Here is a 17,698-nt window from a genome sequence, read left to right on the forward strand (position 1 = left end):
ACAGGTCGCGCTTCTATAAAGACGTTATGGCAAGGATGGCTTAGGTTACAAACCATCCTTGAAGGGTATGAACTCGCTAAGTCTCTTGATTAACCAGACTTGTGATCAAGAGACAGCCTATGCAGGTGCCTTTTTTATTGTATGAAACCACTCTTCGATTTAGAGCACAATTTGAAAGCGAGCGTCTTAATAGAGAGCGCCTAATAATAGCAGCGTTTCAATACGACAACGGGCTACACGCACTCTTGCTCATTCTGTCGAACACGAGCCGCAAGTTGGCGGTACTGATCGGCAATTGTATCTCCAAAGACAGGGTCGTCTTCCGGTTGAAGCCATTGAGACTCTACTTCTTGCCAATCTTTGACCGTGAATGCCTTCACAATCATCGGTAACACATGCTTCTCTTCATATTCCATGTGCTTTCGTTGAGCTTTAACAAAGGCTTCAAGCTGCTCAATAAAGACTTGCTGAGGAACAACCGCATCTTGGAGGATCATATCGACCACACCTAAAAAATCCGCTGTTTTCTCAGAAAGCAATTGATGTTCCAGCTCCAAGTCTTCAATCATTTGATCGCTGCCGTATTGCTTGAGGTAGTAACGATAAATAACGTCTTCTTTCGGGTGATGCACCTTATCTGAATGGTTCATGAGATAATGAACCACCTCTGCGATCAAGCTATAGTTTATTTCTCGCTCTTGTTTTAGATGCTCTAACTTATTGTTGAGTATCGCGAGCAAGCGAGCCATATAGCCATGCTCTCGTCTTATCCTTTCAATCATCATAGTATTGCACTCCATTACACCTACTATTTACAAGTGTATACGAAGATGCTCATTTATGATTTGACCCTGCTCAGAAAACCACCAACCTACAACTCTGTTGGTAATCGCCAATCTATAGGTTGTTGATCCATAGAAGAAAGCAGCTTATTGGTTGTTGAAAAATGCTGACAACCAAAGAAGCCACGACGAGCGGATAATGGCGATGGATGAGGTGCAGTCAATACATGGTGCTTGTCTGCATCAATGGCTTGGCCTTTCTTTTGGGCATGCGCGCCCCAGAGTAAGAAGATGATCGGCTCAGAGCGCTGATTTAGCTCAGCAATGATGGCATCGGTAAAGGTTTCCCAACCACACTTAGCATGTGAGTGTGCTTTTGCCTCTTCTACTGTCAGTACCGTATTCAGCATTAACACCCCTTGAGATGCCCAAGTGTCGAGGTAGCCATGACTCGGGATCTCAAAGCCGTCTATATCTTGTACGAGTTCTTTGTACATATTACGTAGAGACGGTGGAATTTTAACGCCAGGTAGCACAGAGAATGCTAAACCGTGAGCTTGCTTAGCGCCGTGATAAGGGTCTTGCCCAAGGATAACCACGCGTACAGACTCAAAAAGCGTCATATCGAAAGCACTGAACACTTGCTCTTGAGGAGGGTAGATGGTTTTTCCACTATTACGTTGCTGTTCGACAAAAGCGAGAACACTCTGAAAGTACTCTTTGTCACGTTCATCATTAATAATGGATTCCCAACTCTTTGGTGCGCTCATCGTTTTACTTCCCAATCATCAAGGTTTCTAGGGGCTTTCACCAGACAAAAAAATAGCTGTATCGGCTAACTGTCCTAAATAAGGCTCTAGTTATACCTCATACAGCTATCAATAAACATGATGTGTAGGGTTCACTTGTTGATGAATCATAATAATCAGTTCAAGTTGTGTTTATCTCGATTAACCACTTTTTTGCTGTGTACGATGGTGGCCATGGCTATGCACGTGACGGTTTGGTGTCGGTAAACGGCTGGCGACAGCAACAGTTGAAGTTGAAGTTGAAGTTGAAGTTTGGGTGATTGAATACATAAAGGCACCTCCTGTAAGACATCGTGAACTACATATTCACTTTAGTACTATGAAAGAAAGGTGCCAATTTTTAGAAATAGACGGAAATAAATTTCCCCCTCTATTATTACGCTTCTTCGCTCGCCGCCGTTGCTGAGCGATGGAACATTCTAAGTTGTTGAATTTCCTCTTTCCAGATCGTCGAATCAATGGTTTCCAAGATAAGAGGAATACCATTAAAGCGAGAATCCGAGGCAATATACTCAAAACAATCCCAGCCAATCTCGCCTTTTCCTAAAGAATGATGTCGATCGACTCGGCTCGCAAACTCAGCTTTTGAATCATTGATGTGCATTGCTCTTAGATAGTGCATACCCACAATGCGCTCGAACTCAGCAAAAGTCTGCTCACACGCTTCTTTTGTTCGTAAGTCATAACCGGCCGTAAACGTATGGCAAGTATCTAAACACACACCGACACGCGACTTATCTTCTACTTGGTCGATGATCTCTGCTAGGTGCTCAAATCTCCAACCCAGATTAGTCCCCTGCCCTGAGGTATTCTCAATCACTGCAATTACATCAGGCACCGCTTGGTGAGCCAAGTTGATAGACTCAGCGATCTTGGCCAAACATTCGCTTTCTGAGATTTTCTTCAAATGACTCCCAGGATGAAAATTCAAAAGCGTGAGTCCTAGTTGGTTACAACGCTCCATTTCATCAATAAAAGCCGCACGTGATTTCTCTAGCTTCTCTTCTTCTGGTGCTCCTAGGTTAATAAGGTAGGAGTCATGAGGAAGAATATTCTCAGCACTAAAGCCCAACATCTTACAGTTGGCTTTAAACGCACTAATGGTTTTCGCTTCCAGCGGCTTTGCTGCCCACTGTCTTTGGTTTTTGGTAAACAGCGCAAAAGCATTGGCACCGATCTCTCTTGCGCGCATTGGCGCCTGATCAACACCACCAGCAGCAGACACATGAGCACCAATAAACTTAATATTGGTTTGAGGTTTTGAGGATGAATTATTGTTTGTCATTAAATCACTTTACACTTTCAGAATGCTTAATAAATAAAGGGTCGTATCGTTTGTAGTTCAATAAAAACACAACAAATGTAGTAAACTTACAACAAATAAGACTGTTAAATATTTTTTATACTTTAAAATATTTTGTAATTACTTTGTTTTCAAAGGTTTTATTGATTTACCTCAATATAATCACCTTTGTAAAAATATGGTTTTTGGTTGTTTTTTGACTTAAATCAATGTTAACCTTACAGATATTAGGTATATATTACCCAGCTCAACAAAAATCGAAAGTTAACACCATAATCAAACCACATTCAGTGGACTAGGAGATAGTTATGATCCAAGGTATTCAAATTACTAAAGCAGCAAACGATGACCTACTAAACTCAATCTGGCTACTAGACAACGAAAAGAATGAAGCTCGTTGTGTTGTTGCTACTGCAGGTTTCGAAGCTGACCAAGTTATCTCAGCTGCAGACCTAGGCGACTACGAAAGCCGTGAAGTTGCAATCGAAGCAGCACCACGCATCGAAGGCGGTCAACACCTAAACGTTAACGTTCTTAAGCGTGAAACGTTAGAAGATGCAGTTGCTAACCCAGAGAACTACCCACAGCTAACTATCCGTGTATCGGGTTACGCTGTACGTTTCAACTCTCTAACGACTGAACAACAACGTGACGTTATCGCACGTACGTTCACTGAGTCTCTATAATTTTTAGAGCTTGAATTAGAATACAAAAACGGCGCTCATTGAGCGCCGTTTTTATTTGTTCAACAATACAGATGTACGTTACGGTTGAACTCGACGAAGCACTACTTTTAGCGCTTCAAAATCATTATCAAGATCTTCAGATAACAACTCCATCGCCGCGTGTTTTGCTAGCGGGCCTGGCAGTTCAATATCCGTACCTAAAATATCATCAACCACTTCTTTGAATTTCGCTGGGTGTGCAGTACACAAGAACAGACCAGTTTCGTTCTCTTGCAGTTGCTCTTCCAGTAGACGGTAAGCAATCGCACCATGTGGTTCACATAGGTAACCCTGTGCTTTTAGGTCACGTACTGACTCAGCACTCTGCTCATCAGATACCTTACCTTTGCCTAGTGTATCTAAGCCCCAACCTTTCAGTTGGCAAAGCTCTTCGATACGAGGCCAGTTGTTTGGTTGGCTCACGTCCATCGCGTTTGATGTTGTTGCTACCGTTGGCTTTGGATCCCATTGTCCTGTTTCTAGGTAACGAGGAACCGTGTCATTTTCATTGGTTGCTGCGATGAAACGTTTCACAGGTAGACCTAGTGCTTTAGCGAGTAGACCTGCTGTAAGGTTACCAAAATTACCACTTGGTACAGAAATAACTAGGTTTTCACGTTGCTCTTTAGTCAGCTGAGAAGCCGCCTCAAAGTAGTAACAGATCTGAGCCATTAAACGGCTGATGTTGATAGAGTTTGCCGAGTTAAGACCGATCTCTTTACGCAGCTCAGCATCGTCAAATGCATCTTTCACTAGCGCCTGACACGCATCAAAGTCGCCATCGATCGCCACAGTATGGATGTTCTTACCTAGCGTACAAAATAGCTTCTCTTGCAGTGGGCTGATCTTGCCTTTCGGGTAAAGGATCACAACATTGATGTCTTCCATACCGTAGAAAGCGTGCGCAACCGCCGCACCAGTATCACCTGATGTTGCCGTTAAAATAGTGATTTGACCACCATCTGAAACAGCTGCTAAAGATTGAGCCATAAAGCGGCCACCAAAATCTTTAAACGCGAGTGTTGGGCCGTGGAAAAGCTCAAGCGCGTAAACACCATCTTTTACTTGTTTTATAGGTGCAGGGAACTGGAACGCCGCATCCACCAATTGAGCAACCTGTTCTTTTGGTAGCTCATCGCCGATTAAAGCCGAGAGAATCTTTGAACTACGAGGGACAAAGTCCTCTGCTAGCAGCGCATCGATGTCATCAAACTTTGGCAGTTCAGATGGGAAAAATAGACCTTGATTGCGGCCTAGACCTTGACGAACGGCTTGGCCAAAAGAGACTTGCTCGTCATTTTCTTTGATGTTGTACAGCTTCATAACTCACTTCCTGTAACGATCGAACCTTGCTTATCTAAGCGACAAACGTGGACGAATCCTTCTTCGTTTTGTACGTAATTTTGTTCTAACCAGCGTGCAACACGCTCGGCGACATCTTGTTCTTTGCAAATGCTAAATAGAGTTGGGCCACTACCGGAGATCCCAGTAGCAAGCGCTCCAGCTGAGGTTGCGTATTTACGCGCATCAGCAAACCCTGGAAGCAGTTTCTCACGATATGGTTCAGCAATCACGTCTTTGATCATCTTAGCGGCTAGCTCCGGCTGACCAGAGTGGCAAGCATGGATGAAACCCGCTAAATGGCGACCATGAGCAATGACATCCTGGCGACGATATTGAGAAGGTAGAATCTCGCGAGCTTCTGCCGTTGAAACCTTAATGCCCGGATACGCCATTACCCAGTACCAGTCATCAAAACATGGTACTTCTTGACTAATGACACCTAGCTCTTCCAGCATTAATTGCACACCACCAAGGTAACAGGGTGCAACGTTATCGTAGTGGATACCGCCTGAAATCTTACCTTCCATTTCGCCCATCAGAGCAAGCAGTTCAGTTTCATTCAGTGGCTGACCATGAAAACGGTTTAAAGCATCCAGTGCCGCGACAATTGAACAGGCACTTGAACCTAAACCAGAACCAATAGGCATGTTCTTTTCTAGTGTCATTTCCAAAGACTTAACCGCAACGCCTTTTTTATCAAGCTCTCTAGAGAACACAACCCAGCAGTCGTAGACAATGTTTTCTTTGGTTTCAGTTGGCAGCTTAGAAACAAAGCTGCCTGCTGTTTTTAGTGAGAATGATTCATCACCGGCTTTAACCATTACTCGGTCACCGAGCAATGTGCCATCCACTGGAGACACAGCGGCCCCCAGTACATCAAACCCTACACTGACATTGCCGATTGATGCAGGCGCATAAACAACAACATCCATATCACTTGAACTCATTCCTAAACTCCTAATTTCCAACCAAGAGTACGCATCACATCAGAGAATACGCCTGCTGCTGTAACTTCAGTACCCGCACCATAACCACGCAATACTAGAGGGATCGGTTGGTAGTAACGGCTGTAGAATGCTAATGCGTTCTCGCCATCTTTAATCTTGAACATTGGGTCGTCGCCATCAACAGCTGCGATACGAACTTTACACTTACCATCGGCGATTTCACCAACATAACGAAGTACTTTGCCTTCTTCTGCTGCGATCGCTGACTGTTCTTGGAAGTAAGCATCCGCTTCTGGCAAGCGAGCCATAAACTCTTCAACCGTGCCTGAATCATCAAAACCCGGTGGCAATGCTTGGTCAACTTCAACATCTTCAAGCTCAAGTGCCATGCCCGCTTCACGAGCAAGAATAAGCAGCTTACGCGCAACGTCCATACCAGACAGATCATCACGAGGATCCGGCTCAGTGAAGCCGTTATCTTTAGCAATATTGGTTGCTTGACTGAGTGTCATACCTTCATCAAGCTTACCGAAGATGTAAGACAGTGAACCAGAAAGAATGCCGTTGAATTTCTCAAGTTCATCACCCGCAGAGATTAGGTTCTGTAGGTTTTCGATGACCGGTAGACCTGCGCCTACTGTTGTCTCGTACATCAACTTACGACGTGAATTACGTGCAACTTCACGAAGCTGATGGTAGTAAGCCATGCTCGCTGTATTTGCTTTCTTATTTGGTGTTACCACGTGGAAACCAGCCGCTAGGAAATCAGCGTATTGCGCCGCAATGCCTTCGCTAGACGTACAGTCAACCAATACTGGATTGATGATGTGATTACGTTGAACAAGTGCATTTAAGCGCGCTAAGCTAAACTCTTCTGTCGCGCTCGACATGCGATCACGCCACTGCTCTAGCGGTAGACCATCGCTATCTAGCAACAAGCCTTTGCTGTTTGCTAAACCACATACGCGAATCACGATGCCTTTTTCAGCCAGTTTGCCTTGTTGACGTTGGATCTGGTCAACAAGCTCACCACCAACACCACCAACACCAACAACGAATACGTCAAGGAAGTGCTTAGAGTTGAATAGGTTTTCGTGACACGCTTTGATCGCTTCAGAGATTTTGTCTTCAGGGATAACCGCAGAGATCGCACGTTCAGAAGAACCTTGCGCGATAGCAACGATGTTGACGTTCACTTCAGCTAAAGAGGAGAAAAATTGAGACGCCACGCCACGTGAAGTGCGCATACCGTCACCCACTAGCGTAACAATCGCGACATCGTCCATGAACTCAACAGGCTCTAATAGGCCATCTTTCAGCTCAAGTTCAAACGCATCTGATAGCACTTGCTTCGCTTTCACTTTATCAGCAGATTCAATACAGAAGCTGATGCTGTACTCTGAAGAAGATTGAGTAATAAGGACAATAGAAACGCCGGCAGAAGACATCGCGCCGAATACACGACTCGCCATACCAACCATGCCCTTCATACCTGGGCCTGATACGTTAACCATCGTTAGGTCACTTAGCGTAGTGATGCCTTTGATTGCTAGGTTATCTTCGCCAGTGTCTTGGCCGATCAAAGTACCTGCACCCTGTGGGTTGAAGCTGTTTTTGATTAGGCAAGGAATATGGAATTGCGCGATAGGAGCGATAGTCTTCGGATGTAGAACCGAAGCGCCGAAGTAAGAAAGCTCCATCGCTTCTTGATAGCTTAGCGATTTAAGAAGACGAGCATCATCCACTAAACGCGGGTCACAGTTGTAAACACCATCGACATCTGTCCAGATCTCACAACAATCAGCGCGTAGACATGCCGCTAGAACCGCCGCTGAATAATCAGAGCCATTGCGACCAAGCGTTACTAACTCACCTTTTTCATTACCAGCCGTAAAGCCCGGCATGATGTTCACGTGACCTTGTGGAAGCGGTGATTGACGGAAGTTCTGAGTAGAAACATCCACATCGACCATCGCTTCAAGGTGGTCACCTTTAGCGTATAGGTATTGAACTGGGTCAATCAGACTTGCCGGTTGGCCTTTCGCTTCAAGTACCGCTTTCATCAACTGGATTGAAATTCGCTCACCTTTACTGATGATGCGAGCATTTACGTGATTTGGGCACATACCCAGTAGGTTAATACCATTCACGAACTGCTTAAGTTGAGCAAGAGAGGTATCAACCTGCTCTTGAAATGCAGAGCCATCAACTGACGGCAATACAGCTTGAATCTCTGCAAACAATGCTGCGAATGATGATTCGATCTCGGTGATCTGTACGTCTGCTTCACCATTTTTTAGTGCTGCTTCAATAACAGCAACCAGCTTATTGGTTGTTTTTCCTGGAGCCGATAGTACAACGGCTAGCTCTTCTTGCTGGGCATTATTAGCGATGATATCTGCTGCTCGTAAAAAACGATCTGCATCAGCTAATGATGAACCTCCAAACTTTAAAACGCGCATCCCTTTCTCCATAAGTCATAAAAATGGTACAAAAAAAGGCCTGTATCTTGTTGGATACAGGCCTTTTTTTTAAAATCCGTTACTTAGCAGCCTGCCCCAACAATGTTAATGTCGGTAATAATAATGGTGGTGGTCATTACTAGGTGGCTTACGTGCTGCATATCAAATTCTCTGCTTGTGCTTTACTCTACGTGTATCAATTTTTACCACTAGACGTCAATGAAAAGTTGCGTTTTTTTTACATTCACACCGTTTTTCAGAGCAAACCGTCATTTAAGGGATAAAACACCCTGCATCAGCCTGCCATTCAGAGACTGGATTAACTCATCAAACAAACAATGGTGATCAGTTGCATATATAGTCATAACAAAATGCTATATCGATTGTGCAGCGAACGTACAAATTCTGTGCTTTAATTGAACGATAACGTTCGAAGAACAATAATAATGACATCAGGAGTGGGAAGTGAAGAGATTACTTATTCTTTTAGCCTTTGCTATGCCTGTTGTTTGTTCAGCGAACAGCCTACCTCTGTTAAACAATTTGCCTTTGCTACCCAGTCAAATCGATCGTTCTGCCCATAAGTTTTTTATCTCCACACAAAATGCATCAAGTGAAAGCTTTGACACTTGGAAAGTCGATAGTGGCTATTCTTACAGTCTGTTTGCCGATGTAGATCTTTATGTCGGTACACGTATTAATAGTGATTCACTAAAATATGAGAGTGGATTCTTGAGTGGTGTCAGCTATCAATTCTCAGAGAGAGTCTCTTTCAACAGTTCTCTGCACACTTATAAAGATGAAACCGAGGACAGTGAAAAGTCGGTCGCCGCTGAGGTTTCAAGCCGAGTACAACTGACCGACAATCTAGATTTGCATGCCACCCTTGATTATGAAGAGTGGCAGCAAGGTGTTGAAGTGGGATTAGGATTTCGTTTCTAATCTATCTCATTTCGTGATTGATAAGCCCGTTAAGATTCAATCAACAATTCCGTTGAAATTAACACACCATTCCAATCAGCATATATATAGTCACCAGGCTGAATCAGTTGATTGTGTATCGTGAGCGTGACATTAACTTGCCCAACACCGTGCTTCTCAGTTTTAAATGGAGATGCCCCAAGCGCTTGAATACCAAGATCCATCTGCGCCATCATCGCTACATCACGAACCGCACCATTCACAATGACGCCTTCCCAACCGTTTTCTATAGCTAGAATCGCCAATTGATCACCAAGCAGTGCTTTCTGACACGAGCCATTACCGTCTACGACGAGCACTTTGCCACTGCCGTCAGTATCTAAAACCTCGCGAACCTTGGAATTATCGTGATAACAACGAACTGTTACAATTTTTCCCCAGAACGCGCCACGTTGACCGAAGTTCTGCAATGGCATGTTCAGTTGGGTGACTTTGCTTTCAAACTCGTCACACAAATCAGGTGTTATATCGTGCATATATCCTCCGTGAGTAAGGCGTTACCATCTAATGCGGGTGTGCCTCTATGCTTTTATATGTTGTTAGAATTAATCCTTTGTTTTCATTGTTCTATGCTCAATTTAATATTGAATTAGAGTTGATTGCGCATATTTATCTACTAGACTCTAAGGACAGCTTTCAGCTTCCTTGGTTCAAAATCTGGTCTTTAGCAAGCGAGATGTGAGAACTATCTCGAATAATCATTCTAGTTTTTCTGCTAAATAATCACCATAACATTGGTTAAGTTGTAGCCATACTATTAAAGTTTGTTGCGATACGGCAATTGATGTAAATCAACAAAGTGAATGGAATTAACATTCTCGCGTTGTTAGCATGCTGTTAACATTATAGAATCCACTGCAATCACTAACAGAATGATTGAAAGGCGTACTGGATCTACGTTATTGGGCAATACTTCAAGGAAGGCAGATAGCTGGAAGTAAGTGTTTTTTTGAAAACTTTAAGTTATCATCAAAAATACATTACCTGTATGTTATGTTTTTGCCTAGAATTTATTCTATTAGCACAGTTTCGTCACAAATTTAGGTACCGCCAAATGCAAACCCCGCAGATTCTTATCGTTGAAGATGAGCAAGTAACTCGTAACACTCTAAAGAGTATTTTTGAAGCAGAGGGATATGCTGTTTTTGAGGCTAGCGACGGTGAAGAGATGCACCAAGTGCTATCTGACAACCAAGTTAACCTTGTAATTATGGACATCAACCTTCCTGGTAAGAATGGCCTACTACTTGCGCGTGAACTACGTGAGCAAGCAAATGTAGCGCTTATGTTCTTAACGGGTCGTGATAATGAAGTTGATAAGATCCTTGGCCTAGAGATCGGCGCTGATGACTACATCACTAAGCCTTTCAACCCTCGTGAACTGACTATCCGTGCACGCAACCTTCTGAACCGTTCAATGAGCACAAGCTCTGTTCAAGAAGAAAAGCGTAGCGTTGAGAAGTACGAGTTCAATGGTTGGGTACTAGACATCAACAGTCGTTCTCTGGTTAGCCCAGATGGCGAAGGCTACAAGCTACCTCGTTCAGAGTTCCGCGCTCTACTTCACTTCTGTGAGAACCCAGGTAAGATCCAAACACGTGCAGACCTTCTTAAGAAGATGACTGGCCGTGAGCTTAAGCCACACGATCGTACTGTAGACGTAACAATCCGTCGTATTCGTAAACACTTTGAGTCTGTTTCTGGTACGCCAGAAATCATCGCAACGATTCACGGTGAAGGCTACCGCTTTTGTGGTGACCTAGAAGACTAATTCGATTCGCGCTTCGGGCCGTTTAGTTCTTGTAGTCGGTTAGCTGTTCTAAACCGATAGCACTTCTAAACCGATAGTACTTATAAACTGATAGTACTTATAAACCAATAGTACTTCTAACAGTCGAAGCGTAATCAATAGTGATTAAAAAGGGAGAATGCCAACGCATTCTCCCTTTTTTATTGTTCATTGATCGCTAAGGTTTTAGTAAACCGTATCAACCTTAACGTCTTTCTCAACCAGCCACTTCACGGTTTCGCCGTCTTTGAGTTCAATCGCAACATCAACAGGCTTGTCACTGTCGATCTCTAGCTGCCATACAAAAGCGACTTCCCACTGAGTTTCACTGTGTGTTCTTAAATCAAGATCGTCAGCTGTTACCAACAAGGTATCCGCACCCTGTTTAACTGTCACACTCTCAACCGCAAGCGTTGCTGGTAGTTGTGAGTCAGACTCTAGGTAGATAGAACCGTGCAGAGTCTTATCTTGAGCCTCTCCAATCGTAGGCATCTTGTTGTGCCACAGGTTGCTTTTCATTGTGACTGTCGCTGCAGATATTTCTACTTGGTTATCTTGCTGCCATTCTACTTGTGGTGCAGAACAACCCGCTAATGCCACGACACATGCGGCGAATACTAATTTTTTCATTATTCTTCTACCTTTGATTTAACCAACTCTTTAAGACTTCAATGTCATTCTGGTATTCGTTATTTATTTCATCAACCCAATCTGAAATGTTCTCCCACCACGCAGGCATATCTGGAGATTGAGCTTTCTGAGCAACTTGCTGTATGCGCTTCAGGCCAATTGAACCTGCCGCACCTTTAATCTTATGCGCTTCAGAAACGATGCTGTCTTGATCTTTCGCCACCATGTTGGAATTCAATATTTCCATATATTCCGGCATCATATCTTCAAACATCACGATGCTGTCCAAAACCGGTTTCGACCCGACAATGTCAACATAAGACTCTAGCATATCAATATCAAGCAAAGAGGTATCAATCGTTGAAAGAGCAGGCTTACTCGCTGTTACTTTTTTAACACCTACTACTTTCTCAGCACCGGTTACTTTCTTAACACCTGTTACTTTCTCAATACCGGTTACTTTTTCAACATCCTTTGCTGTATCAATCCCCTTGGCTGTATCAATACCCTTAGCTTTCTCAATAACCTCTGGCGCATCCTCGATAAGATCGCTGATGACATCCTGGATTGCACGAACCGACAGTGGTTTACTGATCGCTTCATCCATGCCTTTCTGGAAGTATTCTTGCTTGTTGTTTAATACGTTTGCGGTTAATGCCACCAAAGGCGGCAGCTTGCTATATTTCTCGCGGTAGTATTGAGCAATATCGAAGCCCGTCATATCTGGTAACTGGATATCCAGTAAGACCAAGTCATAATCTTTCGGGTTGAAAACGATTTGCGCCTCTTTACCCGTCATTACGACTGTCACTTCATGACCAAGGCTTTCAAGTAGAGAGCGAGCTACTGTGATGTTAAGCTCAATATCTTCGACCATGAAGATCTTAAGATTGGACTGCTTTCTTGGCGTTTTGATCAGAGCCTGAGTATCGTGATTAACAGGCACTCGAATAGAAACCGTAAAGGTACTACCAAAGCCCTCTTCACTGGTGACTTCAATGTGACCATCCATCATATTGATCAACTGTTGAGACACGGCAAGACCAATACCAGTACCGACAGCGTGTAGATTGTCTGTTCCCGACTTCACCTGGTAGTACATCGCGAAGATCTTCTCGATTTCACTTTCAGGAATACCAATCCCGGTGTCTTCTACTTCCATCGTGATGTTAGCAAAGTCGCCATCAATTTCAGCGCTGACTGTCATCACCACACCACCATCTTTGGTGAACTTCATGGCATTACTAACAAGGTTCCACAACACCTGTCTAAGACGAGTACCATCCACTTCGACCGCAGCAGGAAGATCCGATAACCTTTCAAGATCAAACCTTAACCCTTTTTGCTCTGCCATTAACGCAGAAATACTCTCGATCTCGACAACGAAATCTTCAAAGTTGAGCGGAGTTGGGAATAACTCAAGTTTACGACGATCAAATTTGTCCATATCGATAATATCGTTAAAGATATTACCCAATGTCACCGCGCTCACCTTGATGGTTTGCATCTGCTTGCGCTGCTCGGTCGTCAGTTGGCTATCCAACAACATACGACTTAAGCCGATGATGCCATTGAGCGGCGTTCTTAACTCGTGGCTAATGGTTGAAATAAAGGTGGTCTTATCGCGACTGGCTTTCTCCAGTGACTCTTGGTGTTCTTTACGCTCAGTAATATCACGGCCAAAACCGACCAAGCCCAAGTGACGACCTTCTTTACTGTAGAAAGGCACCTTACGCAGTTCGAAGTAGCTCTTACGACCATCAGGGTATTCCAACCATTGGTCATAAGTCAGTGCTTGGTTGTCAGCAAATACCTTCTTATCGGTTTCAACAACTTGTTGAGCGATCTCTTTGCTATAAACATCCCAAGGCGTTAAGCCAACGAGATCTTTTTCTGTCTTGCCAGTAAGCTCTTCAACTGCACGGTTACAACCAGAGAACACACCATCTTCATTGCGATAGTAAATAAGATCAGGAGAGGCATCGATAAACGAGCGTAGCAATGCCGTACGCTCTGCGAGTTCAAGCTGAGTTCGCTCACGCTGGAACACCTCATTTTCAAGATCGTGCATTGCTTCTGCACGCGCTTCTTCCGCTTTTTCACGCTCTTCAATTTCTTGATTAAGCTTCTCGATATTGAGTTGCAGTTTATTGTTGAGCTCTTGATCTCGCTCTCGCATGTCACCAAGCTTAGAGACCAATTTCGCCAACCTTTGACGAGACTCTTCCAGCTGGTCTACGACCACTGATAGGAAATAAACCGCCCAAGGCGTGATCACTAAACCGAAGAAAACCGAACGGACAATGTCGATATCATCAACATTACCTTTGAGTGCGAGGGTTATCCCCACTTGCACAACAACTGCGAGGGCTACAAGCGCTAAGGCGAGTAAGATAGAAAAGCGGACAATCCCCAGTTTTACGAGTAGATCCACGTAATACTGAGCGAGATTTTTCATGGGTTTCATTTAACGCTCCATGCGATAAGACTAGCAATATTCTACCCTGTTTAAAGAGAGGAGGTAAGCTAGCTACATCACACGCAGCAAGAGAGCTACAGTTATATTGTTTAAAACAGATAAGTGGGATAAATAGAGGGGCAGCAAGAGATAAATGCGCTATCGAATTGAGGAAGGATGCACCATAGAACGGTTTCGACCGTCGGATTTAGCTTGATACAACGCACTGTCAGCCAAAGCAACCGCCGAATCCATTTCATCATCAGGTGTCGGAATGTAAGAGATAATACCAATACTCACCGTGATGAATTCAGAGACATTCGATTTCTCATGCGCCAGTTCCAATTTAAGGATCCCATCATGGATACGCTGTGCCACCAGCTGAGCACCCTCAGCCGTGGTATTCGGTAGAATAAAGCCGAACTCTTCACCACCGTAACGAGCCACACAATCCGATGAACGGTTCAGCACCTGCTTAAATGCCTGAGAGACTTGGATCAGAGCATCATCACCTTGTTGATGTCCGTAAAAATCGTTGTAACCTTTAAAGAAATCGATGTCACACAGCATAATCGTCAGTGGTAATTTCTCACGCACATGATAATGCCACAGCGTCGAAAGCTGTTCATCAAAACGACGGCGGTTGGAAACCTGAGTCAGGCTGTCCATAAAGCTAAGACGCTCAAGCTCAAGGTTGGCTTCTTCAAGTTTCTGCTCCGCAAGGTAACGCTCTGTAATATCACGCGCCATGATCAACACACCATTAGTGCTTGATGCCAGATCTCTAAACGGTGATTTCACCACATCATACCAAGTGTATTCGCCATCACTAGAGACGACCTTATCGATATAGCGTAATGACTTACCTTGATGAAGCACTTGGTGATCGGTGTCTGAAATACGCATATACATACTATTAGGCACCACATCTTGCAGACGCTTGCCGACTAAATCACTCACTTCAGAGATACCCAGCGCAGCCACAAATGGCTTATTACATGCTTGGTAAACCATATTTTCGTTGAAGATACCAATCGAGTCAGGGCTCGCTTCCAAGATGTTTTGGAGGATGGTGTCACGTTGGGCAAGCGCGACTTCAGTATCTTTTCGCTTTTCCATTTCACCGCGCAGCTTTTGCTGCATGTCGTGCCAATCGGTCACATCATGGCTAATTGAGAGCGTGCCTATGGTTGATCCATCTTGCGAGAGCAAGACACTTTGGTAGGTTTCAAGCAAGCAACCCTTACCGTCTTGATCCGTTGTCCACGAACGTTCACTGACTCGACCTTTTAACGCCCCGCCAGAAACACTCAAAGTGCCCTCTTCTGAGCGACCATGCCAAAACTTTTTAAACGAGCGATTACTCGTCACCAACTCACCCTTTTGATCTTTTACATAGATCAGCTCAGATAAAGAATCCAAAGCGGTACGCGCGACATTAAGCTCACGAACTTCTTGGGACACCTCTTCATCTGTATTTTTATACGGTGATGCGTGAATCATCCACGCTTTCTTGCTTCTAAAACGGATCCTGCGACCAACCAAATTGATCTTAAAGGACTCAAATTCAGACAGCGCCCACAGAGAAACCTGCTCAAATGATCGAGAGTTGATGTGATTGGTTAAGTAATGACGAAAGCTATTCTCGCTTTCAACGGTAGGGAATCGAAAGTTAACGCCAATTTGGCGAATGCCAAGCAGCTGCATAGCTTGGCGATTGGCATATAAGATCTCTCCACTTCGAACATCAACAAAGTAGAGTGGCGATGGAGTAGCGAGTAGAAGTTTTTCAAGATGCGACTGATAACGTGAATAAAGATGCCAGCAGATGAGAGCAATCAGCAATACAACAACGATATAAATACCGTAGCCATACGCCCTGTCCCACAACCAAGTCATTACCAGTTCCATTTACTCTCAATCTATACCATAAAATCTGTGAGGGAAATGTTACCACTATTTGTTGGTTTTATCTGCTGTTACCGACAGTCACCATTTTCTATCAATTGACTGCGTTTAAAACGGGCAGTGTGTACTCGAATGCAGAGCCAGTTTTGATGCCTTGTGCGCCAGTTTTATCAAGCGAACGGCCAATCTCAGTCATCGCTAACCAACGGTTCTCACACCACAAAGGTGAGAGTAACGTCGGGCGTCTCGCCGCAGAAGATACTCGGTGATAAACCACGTTTGCTGGAGTCCGTTGAATCACCTCAGTCGCGATATCAATGTACTCCTCAAGGCTTGGTGCTTCTAGCTTTCCGGCCTTCCACGCCTTAGCCATGGTACTGCCCTCTACTATATGGAGCCCGTGCAGCTTAATACCGTCGGTGCCAACGGTTAATACCTTATCTAAAGTTTCAAGGTTATCCGCTTTGGTTTCTTTGGGCAGGCCAACAATAAGATGAGTACATATCTTGATCCCCAAAGCACGAGCACGCCGAGTGATCGTTTCATACACCGCGAAATCGTGGCCACGGTTAATTCGCTTGAGGGTTTTATCATTGGCCGTTTGTAGCCCGAGCTCTAGCCAAATCTCATAGCCTTGTTTCACGTAACCCGACAGCAGTTCCAATACAGAATCAGGCACGCAATCGGGTCTTGTACCAACGCAAAGGCCAACAATATTGGCACCCGGAGCTTTAAGGGCTTCTTCGTACATGTTCTTGAGCACCTGCACTTCAGCATAAGTGCTGGTGTATGCCTGAAAGTAAGCAAGATACTTCTTAGCACGGGCAATCTCACCCGCACGGTCTTTTAATTGATCGGCAATACTTTGAATCTGAGTTTGCTCGTCGGAAAAAGACGCTACATTGCAAAAAGTGCAACCACCGCGACCGATTGTGCCGTCTCGATTTGGGCAGCTAAAACCACCATGAAGTGTCAGCTTGTGAACCTTTTCGCCATAACGACGTTGAAGGTCTTGGCCGATAGTATTAACCAACTCGTGTAATTGCATATTTTCAAAGTGCTCAAGTAAATAAAAATGAATCTCAGTCTTTTTCTGAAAAAAAATTACATCCCTGCAAAATTCGACCAATTAGTTTACGCAAGGCTTTTTGCGAGCAACCTATCAAATATCAATAAACATGCAAAAAATCGGCTCTATTTGCCTAATGTTGCACATTTGTTAGACATTAAATTCAAAATAAAACGAAAAAAATGGTCTACATGGAGCAACTTTCATTGCAATTCGCCTAGACAAAATTGTAGGATACTTACACATATTGGCTATTTTTGAGTATTTACTTACATCTAAAACTTGCCAATAAGTCGGTGATACCCATATCCCACCTATATAAACCACTAGTTTGTGGCTAAAAATAAACGGATATCACTAAGGATTGTTTTTCTCGCAATACTTTTCCTGCGAGATACGGAAAGGATTCAAACCGCCAGCATAGGCAGGTTTAGACCCATAAATATAAAAGGACAAGGCTAACTTAATACAAATAAGTTGCGCCTAGATTT

16 protein-coding genes and 1 other annotated feature are annotated in these 17,698 nt (G+C 44.0%); of the genes, 4 read left to right on the forward strand and 12 right to left on the reverse strand.

What is annotated here, in order from left to right; genetic code table 11:
* Nucleotides 1-233 precede the first annotated feature (233 nt).
* The 4 genes from NX845_RS22585 to nfo all read right to left on the reverse strand — a co-directional run bounded on the left by NX845_RS22585 (nucleotide 234) and on the right by nfo (nucleotide 2,876).
* A complete protein-coding gene (locus NX845_RS22585; RefSeq protein WP_102456525.1) occupies nucleotides 234-785 on the reverse strand; it encodes a hemerythrin domain-containing protein in 552 nt (183 codons plus the stop codon).
* A gap of 86 nt (nucleotides 786-871) precedes the next feature.
* The gene (gene ung, locus NX845_RS22590; RefSeq protein WP_260257188.1) at nucleotides 872-1,552 is read right to left on the reverse strand and encodes a uracil-DNA glycosylase; all 681 of its coding nucleotides are present in this window, start codon (nucleotides 1,550-1,552) and stop codon (nucleotides 872-874) included.
* Nucleotides 1,553-1,732: 180 nt separating this feature from the next.
* Complete coding sequence (locus NX845_RS22595) at nucleotides 1,733-1,861, reverse strand: hypothetical protein (RefSeq protein WP_017072853.1); 129 nt, start codon at nucleotides 1,859-1,861, stop codon at nucleotides 1,733-1,735.
* 106 nt (nucleotides 1,862-1,967) lie between these two features.
* Nucleotides 1,968-2,876, reverse strand: a complete 909-nt coding sequence (gene nfo / locus NX845_RS22600) for a deoxyribonuclease IV (protein ID WP_260257189.1) — start codon at nucleotides 2,874-2,876, stop codon at nucleotides 1,968-1,970.
* 326 nt (nucleotides 2,877-3,202) lie between these two features.
* Here nfo and grcA point away from each other — a divergent pair, with 326 nt between their 5' ends.
* Nucleotides 3,203-3,580 (forward strand): autonomous glycyl radical cofactor GrcA, encoded by a 378-nt coding sequence (gene grcA / locus NX845_RS22605; RefSeq protein ID WP_004734998.1) that lies wholly within the window; start codon nucleotides 3,203-3,205, stop codon nucleotides 3,578-3,580.
* Nucleotides 3,581-3,658: 78 nt separating this feature from the next.
* On the opposite strand, the gene thrC is transcribed toward grcA, so the two are convergent.
* Genes thrC through thrA form a run of 3 tightly spaced genes read right to left on the reverse strand, consistent with a single transcriptional unit; the run spans nucleotide 3,659 to nucleotide 8,372 of the window.
* On the reverse strand, nucleotides 3,659-4,942 hold the full coding sequence (gene thrC, locus NX845_RS22610; protein ID WP_004734997.1) for a threonine synthase: 1,284 nt from the start codon (nucleotides 4,940-4,942) through the stop codon (nucleotides 3,659-3,661).
* A complete protein-coding gene (thrB, locus tag NX845_RS22615; RefSeq protein ID WP_260257193.1) occupies nucleotides 4,939-5,895 on the reverse strand; it encodes a homoserine kinase in 957 nt (318 codons plus the stop codon). Before thrB ends, thrC begins: the two co-directional genes overlap by 4 nt.
* A 17-nt stretch (nucleotides 5,896-5,912) precedes the next feature.
* Entirely contained in the window at nucleotides 5,913-8,372 is a 2,460-nt protein-coding gene (gene thrA / locus NX845_RS22620; protein ID WP_017087520.1) for a bifunctional aspartate kinase/homoserine dehydrogenase I, read from the reverse strand.
* A 29-nt stretch (nucleotides 8,373-8,401) separates the two neighbouring features.
* Nucleotides 8,402-8,520 (reverse strand) — a sequence feature (Thr leader region).
* Between the two features lie 317 nt (nucleotides 8,521-8,837).
* Between thrA and NX845_RS22625 the strand changes: the two genes are divergently transcribed.
* A complete protein-coding gene (locus NX845_RS22625) occupies nucleotides 8,838-9,314 on the forward strand; it encodes a hypothetical protein (protein WP_017077706.1) in 477 nt (158 codons plus the stop codon).
* A 29-nt stretch (nucleotides 9,315-9,343) separates the two neighbouring features.
* Here NX845_RS22625 and NX845_RS22630 read toward each other — a convergent pair whose 3' ends face one another.
* Nucleotides 9,344-9,829, reverse strand: coding sequence for a putative 4-hydroxy-4-methyl-2-oxoglutarate aldolase (locus NX845_RS22630; protein ID WP_108155617.1), 486 nt, complete (start codon nucleotides 9,827-9,829; stop codon nucleotides 9,344-9,346).
* Between the two features lie 47 nt (nucleotides 9,830-9,876).
* Between NX845_RS22630 and NX845_RS23440 the strand changes: the two genes are divergently transcribed.
* Nucleotides 9,877-10,035 carry a hypothetical protein gene (locus NX845_RS23440; RefSeq protein WP_004734992.1) on the forward strand — a complete coding sequence of 53 codons (159 nt, stop codon included), beginning with the start codon at nucleotides 9,877-9,879 and terminating at the stop codon, nucleotides 10,033-10,035.
* Between the two features lie 372 nt (nucleotides 10,036-10,407).
* Nucleotides 10,408-11,124 (forward strand): two-component system response regulator ArcA, encoded by a 717-nt coding sequence (gene arcA, locus NX845_RS22635; protein WP_004741534.1) that lies wholly within the window; start codon nucleotides 10,408-10,410, stop codon nucleotides 11,122-11,124.
* A gap of 204 nt (nucleotides 11,125-11,328) precedes the next feature.
* On the opposite strand, the gene NX845_RS22640 is transcribed toward arcA, so the two are convergent.
* The 4 genes from NX845_RS22640 to NX845_RS22655 all read right to left on the reverse strand — a co-directional run bounded on the left by NX845_RS22640 (nucleotide 11,329) and on the right by NX845_RS22655 (nucleotide 17,186).
* Complete coding sequence (locus NX845_RS22640) at nucleotides 11,329-11,772, reverse strand: hypothetical protein (RefSeq protein WP_260257190.1); 444 nt, start codon at nucleotides 11,770-11,772, stop codon at nucleotides 11,329-11,331.
* Nucleotides 11,773-11,779: 7 nt separating this feature from the next.
* A complete protein-coding gene (arcB, locus tag NX845_RS22645) occupies nucleotides 11,780-14,239 on the reverse strand; it encodes an aerobic respiration two-component sensor histidine kinase ArcB (protein WP_108155618.1) in 2,460 nt (819 codons plus the stop codon).
* A 150-nt stretch (nucleotides 14,240-14,389) separates the two neighbouring features.
* Nucleotides 14,390-16,141: a diguanylate cyclase domain-containing protein gene (locus NX845_RS22650; RefSeq protein ID WP_017077703.1), complete on the reverse strand. Its 1,752-nt coding sequence runs from the start codon at nucleotides 16,139-16,141 to the stop codon at nucleotides 14,390-14,392.
* Nucleotides 16,142-16,232: 91 nt separating this feature from the next.
* Nucleotides 16,233-17,186, reverse strand: a complete 954-nt coding sequence (locus NX845_RS22655; RefSeq protein ID WP_102549001.1) for a TIGR01212 family radical SAM protein — start codon at nucleotides 17,184-17,186, stop codon at nucleotides 16,233-16,235.
* Between the last annotated feature and the right edge of the window lie 512 nt (nucleotides 17,187-17,698).

Origin of the sequence: Vibrio sp. NC2 (assembly GCF_025195005.1) — a bacterium.
GTDB classification, from domain to species: domain Bacteria; phylum Pseudomonadota; class Gammaproteobacteria; order Enterobacterales; family Vibrionaceae; genus Vibrio; species Vibrio splendidus.

Excerpts from the sequence above, each read along its gene's own strand:
- thrB (WP_260257193.1), bottom strand. The coding sequence starts at position 5,895 with ATGGATGTTGTTGTTTATGCGCCTGCATCAATCGGCAATGTCAGTGTA.
- NX845_RS22630 (WP_108155617.1), bottom strand. The coding sequence starts at position 9,829 with ATGCACGATATAACACCTGATTTGTGTGACGAGTTTGAAAGCAAAGTC.
- grcA (WP_004734998.1), top strand. The coding sequence starts at position 3,203 with ATGATCCAAGGTATTCAAATTACTAAAGCAGCAAACGATGACCTACTA.
- NX845_RS22640 (WP_260257190.1), bottom strand. The coding sequence starts at position 11,772 with ATGAAAAAATTAGTATTCGCCGCATGTGTCGTGGCATTAGCGGGTTGT.
- arcA (WP_004741534.1), top strand. The coding sequence starts at position 10,408 with ATGCAAACCCCGCAGATTCTTATCGTTGAAGATGAGCAAGTAACTCGT.
- thrC (WP_004734997.1), bottom strand. The coding sequence starts at position 4,942 with ATGAAGCTGTACAACATCAAAGAAAATGACGAGCAAGTCTCTTTTGGC.
- NX845_RS22585 (WP_102456525.1), bottom strand. The coding sequence starts at position 785 with ATGATGATTGAAAGGATAAGACGAGAGCATGGCTATATGGCTCGCTTG.
- ung (WP_260257188.1), bottom strand. The coding sequence starts at position 1,552 with ATGAGCGCACCAAAGAGTTGGGAATCCATTATTAATGATGAACGTGAC.
- nfo (WP_260257189.1), bottom strand. The coding sequence starts at position 2,876 with ATGACAAACAATAATTCATCCTCAAAACCTCAAACCAATATTAAGTTT.
- NX845_RS23440 (WP_004734992.1), top strand. The coding sequence starts at position 9,877 with ATGCTTTTATATGTTGTTAGAATTAATCCTTTGTTTTCATTGTTCTAT.
- arcB (WP_108155618.1), bottom strand. The coding sequence starts at position 14,239 with ATGAAACCCATGAAAAATCTCGCTCAGTATTACGTGGATCTACTCGTA.
- thrA (WP_017087520.1), bottom strand. The coding sequence starts at position 8,372 with ATGCGCGTTTTAAAGTTTGGAGGTTCATCATTAGCTGATGCAGATCGT.
- NX845_RS22655 (WP_102549001.1), bottom strand. The coding sequence starts at position 17,186 with ATGCAATTACACGAGTTGGTTAATACTATCGGCCAAGACCTTCAACGT.
- NX845_RS22595 (WP_017072853.1), bottom strand. The coding sequence starts at position 1,861 with ATGTATTCAATCACCCAAACTTCAACTTCAACTTCAACTTCAACTGTT.
- NX845_RS22650 (WP_017077703.1), bottom strand. The coding sequence starts at position 16,141 with ATGGAACTGGTAATGACTTGGTTGTGGGACAGGGCGTATGGCTACGGT.